The organism is Dietzia sp. KRD202 (assembly GCF_017168155.1).
GTDB lineage: Bacteria > Actinomycetota > Actinomycetes > Mycobacteriales > Mycobacteriaceae > Dietzia > Dietzia kunjamensis.
On the sequence record NZ_JABFAN010000012.1, the window covers coordinates 211,960 to 225,287 of the forward strand.

The following is a 13,328-nucleotide window of genomic DNA, read 5'->3' on the forward strand; positions in this document are numbered from 1 at the left end:
CGAAGGGTAGGAGCGTTTGGTTGGCGGCCTTACCGCCGCTACGCGGACGAACTTCCGTCGTCCCGTTTTCCACCGTTCGGTTCCTGCGATCCTTCGGCGACGACCCGATGGGTGCGCCAGGTGTTGAGGTTCGCCCGGTAAACCTCTAGCAAGCGTTCGGTGACCTTCTCGGGCCAGGATGTGTGGATCTCTCGCTCCCCCCACCCCAATGTGACGACGGTTCGTTGACCGGCGTACGCCTTCACGACATCCTCTCGGATGTAAAGGAGGTGACCGGTGAAACCGTCCGGCGCGGTGAAGCTCATCGCTGCTGGTCGACCTCTGGGATCGACTTGGTCGAACCCAGCGGCCACCGAGCTTAGGTTCGAGTGCTGGGAGAGTCTTTGGCTCGGTACGTACGCGAACGCTTGATTTTCTGAGCTGTTGTGCCCCTCCCACGCGAACTCGTGTGCCATCGACTCAAACTCAAGCATCGCGCGCGGCTGCATAGTCCCGAGGTGCGCGTCCGTCCTGACCTGAGTTGCGAACAAATCGTCGATGTACTCCGGTTCCTTCAGGTGGTCCTCGGACGCGCCCTCAACATGAGCCGGCAGTACGCCGCTCGGATCTCCCGCGTCTGTTTTCCAGCCGTCGGCAGCGGGCAGGCCCATCCGGATGTGGTCGATGTACGGATCCTCTCGGTCGTGTGGGTCCCTCCACCCATCGTCCTCGTCGCGTTCGATTGAACGCATGCCCGTGCCCGCGATGTCGTCGCCCGAGGTCACCATTCGGTTGTGCCACGGGATCTCGCCGGCGAAGAGGTAATGAGCTTTGGGGAGATCGATGAGGTCTCGGCCGGGGTGGCTTTCTGCCTCCCACGTACGCAGAAAAGCATTGAGGCTGTCGGGGGCGATGGCGATCGTGTTGAACAACCCGAACGTCTTTCGTCCCGTGAGATTGTCCTTCGCGTCAATTTCTGCGTGAACAAGGACCCACGGTCCTTCGGCTCCTGCCAAGGTCTGGGCGTACATGATGTCCTCGGGGACCTGGACGATCCCGTTGGTAAGCCAAGCCCGGTCATCCGCGGGTGTCGGCCGGACCCAGGTGGGGATAGAGAGCGGCAGAGGCGACGAGACTTGGGGGAAGCTCGGGTCAATGTCGACCTGGAGGCCGTAAGCGCGGTCCCCGCGTGCGTGAAGAGCGCCGGCCACCATGTACAGACCGACCCAGCTGTACTTCTTTCCGTACCGCTCGACGCGGCCTGGGTTCCTGTCTGTCGCCTGGCGACCAAGCACGTTGTCGATCGACGAGAACTCTTCCTCGCGCCAGCCGAGGTCGTAGATGATCCCCAGGATTTGGTCGATCGCAGCGCGGTGACCCACGTGTTTGTAGTCGTAGTTGGCGCGGTCGTCGAACAGTCGCCCTACGGTGTAATTTCCGAAGTCCATGTGGATGGTGTGTTTGACTTCGTCGCGTCGTTCGTCTCCTTCAGGGAGGGCGTGGGGCAGTTTCCCCGCGGCGAATTCGATCCCGTTGGCAGCCGCTTCGGGGACCGCGGCCGGGTAGTGGAGACGTCCGAATTCGACAGTCCCGGCGATGTAATACCGGATGAGCCGGTGGTACGTGGGCGTTGTTGCTTCGTCTCCTGCAGTTGCGGAGACGACGGCCTCTAGGTAGATCCCGAGGTGGTTTCCGAACTCCTCGTCTGCGAGCTGGTGCGCGGTGGCCAGGCCGTATGCGGCAGCGGTGGCTCTCTCGCCGACGTACGGGTCGTTGATTTTCAACGCGTCCGCCGCCAGTTCGAAAAGCGAGGCAGCGTCACCGCGGCCGAACCAATACAGCGCGGCCGTCGCGGCGTCGCGGAGATCTCGGACCGTGCTCGTAAGCATCCACATGAACCACCGCGCTCGGAGTGAGTCAGCTGCTGTTCGTTTGTCGGTTTCGCGCCACCGGGCGGTCCACGACCGGAGGTCCGCCATCGCGCTCGCATCCGTTCCCGGGCCCGGGCGCTGGTAACGCTGGGTCGAGCTGCGGAGCCATTCGGTCCATGTGAGGTCGCGGGTGGCGACGCTCAGCGACCGCAAGACGCTGTCGGCGAAAGCTGCGTTGAATGGATGGTTCGAAATGGCACGTACGGACCTGAGCCGCGACCAGAAGTCGGGCAGTCCTGACAGTATCGGCAGGTGTTGGTTCCAGGCGGCCACGGTTTCTCTGTCGATTTGCTCGGGCGCGAGCTCGGTGGTCCTGAGAAGGGCAGCACGGAACAGGGATTTTGGTACGTGCTTCCAGAGATGACCCAAGTCGCGTTGGGGTAGCACGAAGGCGAGGGCGTCGAAGATATCGACAGCCAGTGGGTGCACCCCAGTTTTCTTGTCGGTAAATAGGGCTTCAACCTCCGGCGACTTGAGCGACGTCGCAAACACCGCGCCGCTGGTGTCGGCCAACGCCGAGGCGACGACGTGGCCGGCCAGGAGGTCGTAGACGACCGCGACAGCGAGGTCTTCGCGGTGGCTTGCTGCATCCGGGATGCCCGGAGCAACCAAGTGCTCGTCGATCTCGTGGGCTGTCTGTCGGATGAGAATGCCCTCTCCCTGGAGGGCATTGAGAATGCTGTCGTCCCAAAGTCGGTTAGTGTCGCCAAAGATCTCCTTCGCGCGCTTTTCACTAATCTCTCGTGACTTGGTTTTCCACATCTCGACGCCGAGGTGCCGAAGGGCGTGATGAACATCTATGGCTCGTATGCGCGAGCTAGTGAGGGTCTCGATACGTTTTGCGGCTTCAGCGAGATAACTGTCAAACATGGCGTTTAGCGACAGGGATCGGCCAACGAGATGAACACGGTCCTCCCTGGTCGGATTTGTGACCGAGCAGAAAACCCGCAGCGCGATCGGGTGATCGAGGCGCTCGAGGGGCAAGTCGATGCCGCTAGCGTCAATGTTGAAGTGGTCGAAGTACTTCTCGACCGCCAATTCGACGTCCTCACCGAATCCATCTAGATCAATAGAGTTGACCAGCGACGTGGGGATTGCCCGGTCTACGAACGCCGACCTAGTGGTGCAGACGAGAAGGACTGACGGATAGTCGACGAGCAGGAGCTGTGCCCGCTCCAGAAGCGGCTTCCAGTCCCCCGGGTCCTCGGCCTCGTTGAGTCCGTCAATGACGATGGGGAGGCGGCACTGAGCGCGCGCGGCGGCCGCATCGACGGATGCAACCAGTGCTTCGAAAGTCTCGACCTTCTTACCGTTAACTGACAGCCGTTGGGCTAGATCGTCTAGGTCGTCTCGGCTCCGCAGTTGGCGGCCGAAAAGCAGCACGCCAGCCGGGCGAAACTTGGTAGCGCTTGCGATAGCAGCTGCGAGCTGAGTCTTGCCGTAGCCGGCGTTGCCAGTGACGGTGACGCACCGAACCGCGAGTTCGCCGTAGATACTCTCGGCCAACGCAGCAGCTATGCGGGTGTGGAAGACTAAGTTGGTGCAGGCGAGCGCAGCCGGGTGATTGGCTGCTCGAAGCTTGCGAAGGACCGCCGGCACAGGTTTCGGCCTGTCCGGAACGGTGGCTTCGCCGAGTTCGCGCCAGGTGTGGTCACCGCCTGGGGCGAGGTGCTCACGTGCATCCGTGAGCAGCTGCCGAATCGTTAGGGCGGTCGTCATAAGCGCATCCAGGTCCGCCTGGATTGCTTCCTCCAAAGCAGCGGCCGCAACGTCGCCTTCGATGATCGCCATAAGAGTGGTGATTGCGGTGCCGAGCACTTCGATTTGCTCCCACGCTCCAGGCTCGGCGAGCATGCGCCGAAGAGTCATTTCGGCCACGCTGGTCTGGTGCACCTCAGGAAACCAGCGCTCCCGGACTTCGGCCAGAGCGTAGTCTTTGTTCGTTTCCAGTCGGCCAGGAGTGAGTACCAGGTCGCCGAAGTACGTCTGACGGAGCAGTTCGGCGTCGCCGGTGAGTAAGTTGCCGAGGTCCTCTGCGACCTGATGGTCGAGCTTGAACGGCTCGGTCACACTCAGGTCGCCCCACCAGGGTTCATCTATCGGCGGGAGCGGGCGGCGCGTGCACAGAACCCAGTCGGTGAGCTCGGGTAAGTGGGTCTTCGTCTTTTCGAGCGAGTCTTCCACGTCGTTCTTCCGGGACTTGCCGATCGACCGACCCTGCTGAAGGCCCGGCCACCACTTGGTCTGCCAGCCGAACCAGTCACCAGCATCTCCGAGTGGGCAGTCGTTTTCGAGCTTGAGGTGGAACTCGACTCCAGGCTGCTGGGCTCGGGCCTGAAAGTGTCCGTACCTGCCGTACGTGCGACGCACCGCACCGCGCCACAGCAGTTCGAAATTGGCGGCCGGGTCCCCTGGCAGGTCCTCGAATCCGCTCCAGTCAAGCGCGGTCACGAGGCTGCCTTCACGGCCGGTTCTTCATCGCGTGGCTCAGTACGTGCAGACAGCACTACCGATCTCCCAATCCGGTGCTGTGGTTGTGCATGGAATACATCTCCACTTTGGCACCACGGGCGAGAAGCACCTTGACGAATGCAATCACGTCTATCTCGTCGGTCTGAACTACGACTTGGGACCCATCTGTCTCGACATCGACGTCGTACAGGAACTGCTCGACGTCGGTGGTGCCGAGGCTGTGGATCTCCACCTCGCTCAGCACAGCGAGGAGCTCGTCGCTAAACATTTGAGGTGGCTCGCCGTGCTCGAGGCGTCCGGCCTCATGCTCGGTTAGTGCCGCTGCGGTCAGGGCCGTTATGGCGTCAACCGTTGATTTCGCTTCCTCTCTGTTCGCGAAGTGCCCGATCAGCCTGAGGTTCATGGAGTGTTCGGTCCCGTAACCGTGCCAAATCTTCATGCCGCCTCCACCTGCGCGAGCTGCTTTAAGGCAGCGATAACACCATCTTCGCCTACCCGAACGCCACCGGGGGCGTAAGACGAGGTGCGAGCCGTTCCGCTCGCGTCGATGTGTGCGTACGAGCGGAGACCCACCTCTCTCGGAAGAGCGTCCGCAAGTGGGACGCCAAGTTCAGTCTCGGACGAGGTGGCCAGCCGAATTGTGCCGGAGTACGTGCCAACCCAGCTCTTCAGCACACGTACGGTCTCTTCGCCAGCTCCGGTGGTGTTCGCGGTCGGTTGCTCCGGTAGCAACAGAACTTCGGACGCCCCGTACTCTGCAGCGATCGCGACAATTGCGTCGAGTTCTCCCACTGTGTCCTGGTTGATCACGGCGTTCAGGCCCCACTGGAAGTCACCGGCGATCGTTTCCAGGGCCGACCGCAGATGTGTGAAGCTTCGCCCGCGGAGGCGTTCGTAGGTCCTTCCGACCCCGTCGACGCTGACCCGCACGAAGTTCACAGTGCCTCGAAGGCGCGAACTCAGGTCGGCGTTCCATCGGAGGCCGTGGGTCGTCATGGTCACCGCGAGGTCCGTATTCACAGTGGCGTATGCGCAGACCTCCGGAAGGTGCCGGTACAAGGTCGGCTCGCCGCCGCCGAAACCTATGCCGAGTGCTCCAGCTTGATCGAGCTCGTCGATCCATCTGAGCAGCCGGCTCTTATCGAGGACCGCGCGGTGCTTGGGGGCGTAGCAGTATGAGCAAGCGAGGTCGCACGCGTTGGTCACAGCTATCGAGACCTGACGTGGCGCAGCGGACCACTCTCGCTCCGGCGGCGCGATCTCGTTGAGGAGGACGTTCAGGCCGGTCCGCCGATCGAACAGATGCGTACCGTCGGGCCCGAGGCGGATCTTCATGCGCTTCTTCCGGAAACATTTGATCGCATCGACAAGCCCCAGGCAGCAAGGCGAAAAAGCTGTTGTCCCAGGCAGCCGATGCACGAGTAGATTAAAGAATAATCTACGCGGACTGAGGGGCCCCGTGGGGCGCGAATGCCTCGAACTAGTAGGGGGTGAATCTAATTGCGATCCGCCTTTCGGGACGTTGATATCCCGCGGGAAGGAGCCCGTCGCGGGGCTTGTTGCAGCAACGGACTTCGTCCCGTGGAGGGCACTCGTGTGGGAAGAACCCCAGAGGATACTAAGACTCGGTGGCGGCTAGATTGGAGGGCAGTTTCCCTAGGCCGCCTCTACCTGCTGAGTCGTAACAATGCGTACACGCTCGCTGCGCGAGAGCAACGCGCGCTTCAGGTCAGGTGGTTTGGCTGCGTCTGGGTCAGCAGGCATGAATCAATCCCTCGATTTGCCGCCGGCGTCGTGGCACGCCAGCAACTCCCACTGATCAGCACCGTGAGCTTCCGTAGACGCTGAGAGTCCCGCAGGCTTACACCTATCTGGGCAATACTGGGCGAATCGGTGTGGCGGGGTAGTACTTGGGATACAACGGGTCGATGTCGGAACATCGCCCGGCGGGGCTCCTCAAGGGGCCCTCGTCTTATCTGGGATATCCAGCTTCGTTGCCAATAGGTGTCTTGGTAGATCAGGTGGGCGAGCTTCTGTGACGGTTTGGACTCAGGCGGTGTGAGTTGGTCAACTCTTGGAAGCGGTTTTGGATCTTGATCGCGAGGTCGACAGCCTTCGGGCTGGGTGTGTGCCGAGAGTCGGCCGGGTTGTTGTGGGCGGAGATGCACTTCAGGTGACTGGGGCGGTAACCGCCGGTGCCGAGGTACGGCCAGGTGCCGAACTAGGTGGAAGGCGAGGGGCGAGGAATGACCCGGACACGCCGGACAGGAACGGCGCTACTGCAGGGTGCGGGGTGGGTCGCGCTGGCGTTAACCGTCGTCGCATTGCTGGCTCTCAGCGGGTGGGCAACCGTACGTCACAGTTGGCTGCAGGGCTTGCCTTGGTGGGCCGGTTTCCGAGCAGAGTATCTAGCTACTCCGATCGCTGCTTCTATAGCGGCGGTCGTTGCAATTACAACGGCCTGGTGGGGTGTCAGGGGCGCGCATCTCGCCCGCAGATTGGAGCACGCGCGTTGGGAAGCGGAGAGGCTTGAAGCCACTGAGCGCACACTCCGTGATCGGTTCCACGAATTGATAAAGCTTCTTTCCGGGGATGACCTCCGGTCACGAGAGGGGGCGTCGTACGCGCTCGCTGCCCTAGCCGACGATTGGGGAGCGTTCTACGGTGTGGGCTCACATGAAGCTAAATCCGAGCAGCAGGTGTGCATCGACGTTCTGATCTCACAGCTTCGCGATCCTATTAGCGCCCCGGGAGAGTCTTCACACAATCCCGAGCAAGTTGCCTTCAAGCAGGTGATCCAGAAGATCATCAGTTCGAGACTGGGTGAGGCCATCAAAGGCTATCCTCTAGGAGGCGCCTGGTCCTCATTTGACCTCGTCTTCGACGGCTGCCACCTCCACGAATTCGTTCTTCAGGGCCGAGTATGCGAAGGGGACATCGTCTCTTTCGATAGAACCCACTTCAGCGGGAAGCTGCTGTCTTTCGTCGATACACACTTCTCCGGGAAGCGAGTGTCCTTCCAGGACGCCCGCTGCACCACGAGTCAGATAGTGTTCGCCAGAACGCACTTCTGTGGTCAGAGCGTCGTCTTCGACGGGGTCCAGTTCAGGGCAGACTCCATCAGTTTTGACGGATCACGTGTGAGCGCAAACCTCATCTCGTTTGAAAGTGCTCGCCTGGAAGCGGACTGGGTCTCCTTTGCGGGGGCCTTCTTCATGTCCTCGTTCACAAAGTTCGACAGAATACAGTTTGAGGGCAACTGGTTGGTGTTTGATTCTGCGGATTTCACCGGGAAAGAGGTCAGCTTTAATAGCGCCGACATTGACATGCGCAATGCGAACTTCAAATCAGTGCATTTCAACGGAACATCTGTCTCGTTCGCGAAAGCGAGGTTTCACAGGTGCAACGTTTCGTTCGAGGCGGCTCACCTCGTCGCTACGATAGTTACGAGCGGAGCCTTATTTGACGACTCCCGCCTCTCACTTAGCCGAGCGTTCACGACTGCTACCGAAGCTAGCTTCGCGTCCCTTGTCGAGTCGTCGAAGTTCGAGCATAAGGACACCAAGTTCGAGTGCCGGCCGACCGAGTTTCCCCAATGCGAGAGTTGCTCGGAAGCCAGACCTGGCAACACGAAGGGCGCGTCGCCGGTAGTGCAATCGCCCTCCGGGCAGACAATATGGCAGCGCTTGGCGCAGGCCCTTCGCGGGGTTCCGGAGCCGACAAATCGGCATGAGTTGCGCCCGGGGACGATCCGGTCCACAGACCTCTAGCTTAATCCGGGGACTTTTCGGGCAGGGTCGACGTGTGAGGCTTTCGGTGCGGTTGTCGGTGGAGGTGCCTGGGGTAGATGCTGGCTCTTGTGCGGACTGCTTAGTTGTGCGGTGCTGCCGCATACCCGGATTCGCCCCGAACTGACGCACCAGATTCTGAGTGCGCCCCTCCAAGTACGCGCTTGGGCTGAGGTCGACGAAGCCCCGGCGGTGGGAGCTCTCCGAGGTCGACGACTACACGGTCGTGCACCGCGCCGGTGCCCGTTCCTGGCTGACCGCCAGCGAGCCGCCAGCTGCTTCCCCGGAAAGTGCGTTCGGAAGTTGACTCGTCGAGTTGGGGTTGGACTTTGCCACATGCAATCAGTGGTGCGGATAATGCCAGCTTAGTGACAACCCTCGACTGACAACTTGGTGACAACGAACTGGTAGTTCGTCCTCTTACTGACACGCTCTTCGAGAACCGACATCACCTGTCGGTTCTCAAACAATCTGTCAATTTCTCACTGGCGTGTCACTCGATTCGCAGGAATCTGTCATCTCCGATCGAGAGGAGCCTAGGGAGCGCTGAACTTACGGTTGTCTAGAGCGTGTCTCCCAATCGGCGTAGCCAGGTTAAGACTGCGCAAAGGGTGACGGCGGCGCGGTCGCCACTGCTTTGCTAGTACGAAGGATCTCTCGACGACTTTTCGGTCTTTTTGTAGGTCAGCCGCTCGGTGTCAACCTCTTTTGAACTTTTGTTAGTTCTACGCGGCGAGTAGTTGTTCGACTGTGCTCGTTGCGGCGGGTGCTTTCCGTGCGGTGATGGCCAGGCGGGTGTGCTCTGGCGGTGCGGGCACAACTGGTGCCCTACGGAATCGGATGGGCTTGTTCCGGAAAGCCTGCTCGGCGGCTGCTTGCCGGCGCTCGTGTACGTCACGCCAGGTTCCGGAGAAGACCTGGTCAGGGGTGTATCCGTTCAGCCCGGAATGCCGCTGGGCGCTGTTGTAGAACTCGATGAACTCATCGCACCAGCGGGCTGCATCGTGGACGTCGTCGAACAGTTGTGGGTACCGGCGGTGGTACTTGACGGTGGAGAACCAGGACTCGATGTGGGGGTTGTCGTTACTGACCGCGGGCCGAGATAGCGATTGGGTGACGCCACGTTTTCCCAGCAGGTTTTTCATCTTGTTGGAGGTCATTGCCGCGCCGTTGTCGGAGTGCACGACCCTGGTGCGTCCGCCGAGGGAGTCGAGCACGTTGCCCATCCATTTCGCGGCCACGATGTGGTCCTCACGCGGTTGCACGGTGTGGCCTACGATCTTGCGGCTGAACAGGTCGATTACCGCGTACAGGGCGAACGACTGTCCCCGGTATTGCCCAGGCAAGACTGTGATGTCCCAGCACAGCACCTGCCCAGGGCCTGTGGCCCGCAGGTCCGGGGCCGGACGCCGAGCCGAATCCGGGGTGCCCGCCCGGCGCTGCCTCCGGCACGACGATCGCTCGATCGCCCGGGCGACGCGGTGGAACGTGGCCAGGCTGACGAACCCGGCTTCGCCGGAATCCAGGCTCAGGTAATAGACCTGCTCGACCGGCACCCCCTCATTGGCATTGAGCTGGTCGATGACCCATGACCGCTCCTGGTCGGTGATAGCCGGAGGCTGGCGCCGGTCACGGTGCGCAACCGGTTCGGCCACGCCCGGCCGGGGATTGCGCCGGTAATGCAGCGCCGACTTGGCCAAACCGATCAACGCCATCGCGGCAGTCTTGGTCGTGCCCGCGGCGGTGAGCTCGGCCAGTAGTCGATCCTCGGCAGCGACGAGCTCGTCGAACCGGGCCTGCTGCTGCTCGGTTAGTCATTTTCCGCCTTGTCGGGTTCGACGCCATGTGAGTGCATGACGCCGATAGCTTTTCCCAGCGCATCAGCCACCTTCCTGGAGCGGTCGATCTCACCTTCGAGCTCGCCGATCTGGGAATCACGCTCGGCGAGCAAGCGCTTGAGCCGCTCGATCTCAGAGATGTCCTTGTGCGTCATACGACCAGACTGGCGCGGGATCTTGCCGGAGTCGAGGTCCCCGTCGGTGAACGCAGCCCGCCACCGGTACATCTGGTCTTTCCCGATCTCATGCTTGTCCAGGTACGCCCGTTTCGTCCCATGCTTGGCCTGCGTGTACGCCAACACGTGTTCTCGGATCTGATCCGGCGTAAACCGTCGAGGTTCGACCGTCACGCTCATTGACATCAACTCCCTGATCCCGGTTCACAACCATCCTGCCGCTCAGGGGCGTCGAGTTTCGGAGGTCTGTCGCCGCGGCTTTCTTGGTGTTTGCGGGCGGCGATGGCGTCGCTGCTCTCTGGGATGGCAGCGGCGATACCGTGGCCGCGGAGCTGGCGGCGGACCGTGCCGGACGAGTACGCCTTGTCGGCGATCACCGCGTCCGGGCGGGCGCGGGGTCGGACTCGGCCGTTCCCGGGGACGTGAAGGTCGGCCAGTACCTGCTCAAGCATCGAGCCGTCGCCTGCGCTGCCCGCCGGTGACCACATTCGCCAACGGCCTGCCGCGCCCGTCGACCGCGCGATTTATCTTGGTCGTCAGCCCGCCATGGGAGCGACCAATGCCGTGATCTGCGGGTTCACAGTCCCGGAAGGGGCGTTTCTGGTGATTCGATCGTGCCCCCTGTGACCCTGATCGGGGCGGGTGGTGTTCGTGCCGTGTTGATGAGCGTGGCAGACGGTGGCATCGACCGAGACGTTCCAATCGATCAACCCGGGAGCGTCAGCATCGGCCAGGACGACCTGCAGCACGCGGTCCCAGGTTCCGTCGCGGGCGCAGCGGGCGTGTCGATTCCAGACTGTCTGCCACCCGCCGAACCTCTCCCGGGGCAGGTCTCGCCAAGGGATGTCTGCTCGATAGCGGTAGATGATCCCCTCGACGACCTTTCGGTTGTCGCCAAACGGATGTCCCCGCCGCCCTTCATTCGAAGGCAGCAGGGGCTCAATCCGTTCCACTGCTCGTCGGTGAACTGGCGAAAACGTGACATCGTCTGTGCCATAGGGCCTCGGTCTCGCGGGTCACCACTCAATTATGGGAGACACGCACTAGATCGGAGTGTTATCCGCTCCATGCCCACCCGTGCTTGGCACCCCTTGCCATAGGCGGACCACCACGCCGCCAGCTAGGGCTCCTTCTTGACAAACATAGGAGGATCCCTAGTCGTCGAGGGCAAGGACGAGGTCTCCGGCCTCGACCTGTGTGGTCCCGGCTAGCGCGACGCGGGACACGGTGCCACCGCGGGGGCTGGTGATCGCGGCTTCCATTTTCATGGCTTCGATGGTCGCGACCGTGCCACCGGCCTCGACGCGGTCCCCGGGTTCCACGGCGACGGTCACCACGCCTGCGAAGGGGGCGGCTACGTGGCCGTCGTCGTCCGGGTCCGCCTTCTCCGCCACCGGGGCCTTCACGGCCACCGACCGGTCCAGCACCTGCACCGGTCGGAGCTGGCCGTTGAGGATGCACATGACGGTGCGGTACCCGTGCTCGTCGGCCTCGCCGATCGCCTCGAGTCCGATGAGCAGTTCCACGCCCGGCTCGAGCCGGACCCGGTGCTCATCCCTGTCGCGTAGTCCGTAGAAGAACTGGTTCGAGGAGATGGTGGAGGTGTCCCCGTATCGGGCCCGGTGGTCCTGGTACTCCGCGGTCGGGCCAGGAAAGAGCAGCTGGTTGAGCCGGCGGCGCCGATCGGGGCCGGGCTCGTCCAGCGCGGAGTGGTCCTCGGCGCTCAGTGCGGCCGTCTCCCGGGTGGCCGTCCGGCCCGCCAGGGCGGTGGTGCGCAGCGGCTCGGGCCACCCGCCGGCCGGGTCTCCCAGTTCCCCGCCGAGGAAGCCGATCACCGAGTCGGGGATGTCGTACTCGCGCGGGTTCCGCGCGAACTCGGCCGCCGTGATCCCGCGGCCCACCAGGGTCAGTGCCAGGTCACCGACCACCTTTGACGACGGCGTGACCTTGATCAGCCGCCCCAGGACGCGATCGGCGCCCGCGTAGGCCGCCTCCACCTCCTCGAACCGGTCGGCCAGCCCCAGCGAGTGTGCCTGTTGCCGCAGGTTGGACAACTGCCCGCCGGGGATCTCATGTGTGTAGACCCGCCCGGTCGGCGACGGCAGCCCCGACTCGAACGGCGAGTACACCTTGCGCACCGCCTCCCAGTACGGCTCCAGTGCGCACACCGACTCCAGATCCAGACCGGTGTCGCGCTCGGTGTGGGCGGTGGCGGCGACGATCGCCGAGAGCGCCGGCTGACTGGTCGTGCCTGCCAGCGCGGCACTGGCGCCGTCGACGGCGTCGGCGCCCGCCTCCCACGCCGCGAGGTAGGTGGCCAACTGGCCGCCCGGGGTGTCGTGGGTGTGCACGTGGATCGGCAGGTCGAACTCGGACCGAAGCGCCCCGACGAGTGTCGCCGCGGCCGGCGCCCGCAACAGGCCGGCCATGTCCTTGATCGCCAACACGTGCGCGCCGGAGGCCACGATCTTCTCGGCCAGGCGCAGATAATAGTCGAGCGTGTAGAGGTCCTCGCGCGGATCCATCAGATCACCGGTGTAGCCCATCGCGACCTCCGCGACGGCGGTGCCGGTCTCGCGGACGGCGTCGATGGCCGGACGCATGGCCTCCACGTTGTTGAGCGCGTCGAAGATCCGGAAGATGTCCACGCCGACCGTGGCGGCCTCATCGACGAACGCCGAGGTCACCTTCGGCGGGTAGTGCGTATAGCCGACCGTGTTGGCCCCGCGCAGCAGCATCTGCAGGCAGATGTTGGGGATGGCCTCCCGCAACCGCGCCAACCGCTCCCAGGGATCTTCCTTGAGGAACCGGAGCGCCACGTCGTAGGTCGCCCCTCCCCAGCACTCCACCGACAGCAGCTCCGGGGTCAGCGAGGCGACATAGGGCGCCACCTCCAGCAGGTCGTTGGTCCGCAGCCGGGTCGCCAGTAGGGACTGGTGCGCATCGCGGAACGTCGTGTCGGTCACGCCGAGCCGGGGGTCAGAACGCAGATCCGCCGCGAAACCCTCCGGCCCCAGAGCGAGCAGTCGCTGACGCGAGCCGTCCAACGGACGGCCGAGGTCGCCCGCTCCGCCATCCGAACGCATGCCCGACAGGCCACCCGAACCCGCGAGAGTCGATCCGGCCACCCCGGCCACCCCGGCC

9 protein-coding genes are annotated in these 13,328 nt (G+C 63.1%); 2 read left to right on the plus strand and 7 right to left on the minus strand.

Annotated features, from left to right (window positions below; genetic code table 11):
- Positions 1-38: 38 nt before the first annotated feature.
- Genes J1M64_RS09295 through J1M64_RS09305 form a run of 3 tightly spaced genes read right to left on the minus strand, consistent with a single transcriptional unit; the run spans position 39 to position 5,717 of the window.
- On the minus strand, positions 39-4,361 hold the full coding sequence (locus J1M64_RS09295; protein ID WP_206473964.1) for an NACHT domain-containing NTPase: 4,323 nt from the start codon (positions 4,359-4,361) through the stop codon (positions 39-41).
- Between the two features lie 55 nt (positions 4,362-4,416).
- On the minus strand, positions 4,417-4,821 hold the full coding sequence (locus tag J1M64_RS09300; RefSeq protein ID WP_206473965.1) for a DUF6375 family protein: 405 nt from the start codon (positions 4,819-4,821) through the stop codon (positions 4,417-4,419).
- Positions 4,818-5,717: a radical SAM protein gene (locus J1M64_RS09305; protein ID WP_206473966.1), complete on the minus strand. Its 900-nt coding sequence runs from the start codon at positions 5,715-5,717 to the stop codon at positions 4,818-4,820. The genes J1M64_RS09300 and J1M64_RS09305 overlap by 4 nt, the downstream gene beginning before the upstream one ends.
- Before the next feature lie 911 nt (positions 5,718-6,628).
- Between J1M64_RS09305 and J1M64_RS09310 the strand changes: the two genes are divergently transcribed.
- Entirely contained in the window at positions 6,629-8,152 is a 1,524-nt protein-coding gene (locus J1M64_RS09310; RefSeq protein WP_206473967.1) for a hypothetical protein, read from the plus strand.
- Positions 8,153-8,895: 743 nt separating this feature from the next.
- Here the strand turns inward: J1M64_RS09310 and J1M64_RS09315 are convergent.
- Both J1M64_RS09315 and J1M64_RS09320 read right to left on the minus strand, forming a co-directional pair.
- Complete coding sequence (locus J1M64_RS09315; RefSeq protein WP_241261328.1) at positions 8,896-9,885, minus strand: DDE-type integrase/transposase/recombinase; 990 nt, start codon at positions 9,883-9,885, stop codon at positions 8,896-8,898.
- 95 nt (positions 9,886-9,980) lie between these two features.
- Positions 9,981-10,364, minus strand: a complete 384-nt coding sequence (locus tag J1M64_RS09320) for a hypothetical protein (RefSeq protein ID WP_206473968.1) — start codon at positions 10,362-10,364, stop codon at positions 9,981-9,983.
- Positions 10,365-10,504: 140 nt separating this feature from the next.
- Between J1M64_RS09320 and J1M64_RS09325 the strand changes: the two genes are divergently transcribed.
- Positions 10,505-10,666, plus strand: a complete 162-nt coding sequence (locus tag J1M64_RS09325; protein ID WP_206473969.1) for a hypothetical protein — start codon at positions 10,505-10,507, stop codon at positions 10,664-10,666.
- 54 nt (positions 10,667-10,720) lie between these two features.
- Here the strand turns inward: J1M64_RS09325 and J1M64_RS09330 are convergent, their stop codons facing one another.
- Positions 10,721-11,137, minus strand: a complete 417-nt coding sequence (locus J1M64_RS09330) for a transposase (RefSeq protein ID WP_206473970.1) — start codon at positions 11,135-11,137, stop codon at positions 10,721-10,723.
- Positions 11,138-11,338: 201 nt separating this feature from the next.
- Positions 11,339-13,328, minus strand: a 1,990-nt coding sequence (locus J1M64_RS09335; RefSeq protein ID WP_206473971.1) for a pyruvate carboxylase subunit B, incomplete at its 5' end; no start/stop codon positions are given.

Excerpts from the sequence above, each read along its gene's own strand:
- J1M64_RS09300 (WP_206473965.1), bottom strand. The coding sequence starts at position 4,821 with ATGAAGATTTGGCACGGTTACGGGACCGAACACTCCATGAACCTCAGG.
- J1M64_RS09305 (WP_206473966.1), bottom strand. The coding sequence starts at position 5,717 with ATGAAGATCCGCCTCGGGCCCGACGGTACGCATCTGTTCGATCGGCGG.
- J1M64_RS09310 (WP_206473967.1), top strand. The coding sequence starts at position 6,629 with ATGACCCGGACACGCCGGACAGGAACGGCGCTACTGCAGGGTGCGGGG.
- J1M64_RS09315 (WP_241261328.1), bottom strand. The coding sequence starts at position 9,885 with ATGGCGTTGATCGGTTTGGCCAAGTCGGCGCTGCATTACCGGCGCAAT.
- J1M64_RS09320 (WP_206473968.1), bottom strand. The coding sequence starts at position 10,364 with ATGAGCGTGACGGTCGAACCTCGACGGTTTACGCCGGATCAGATCCGA.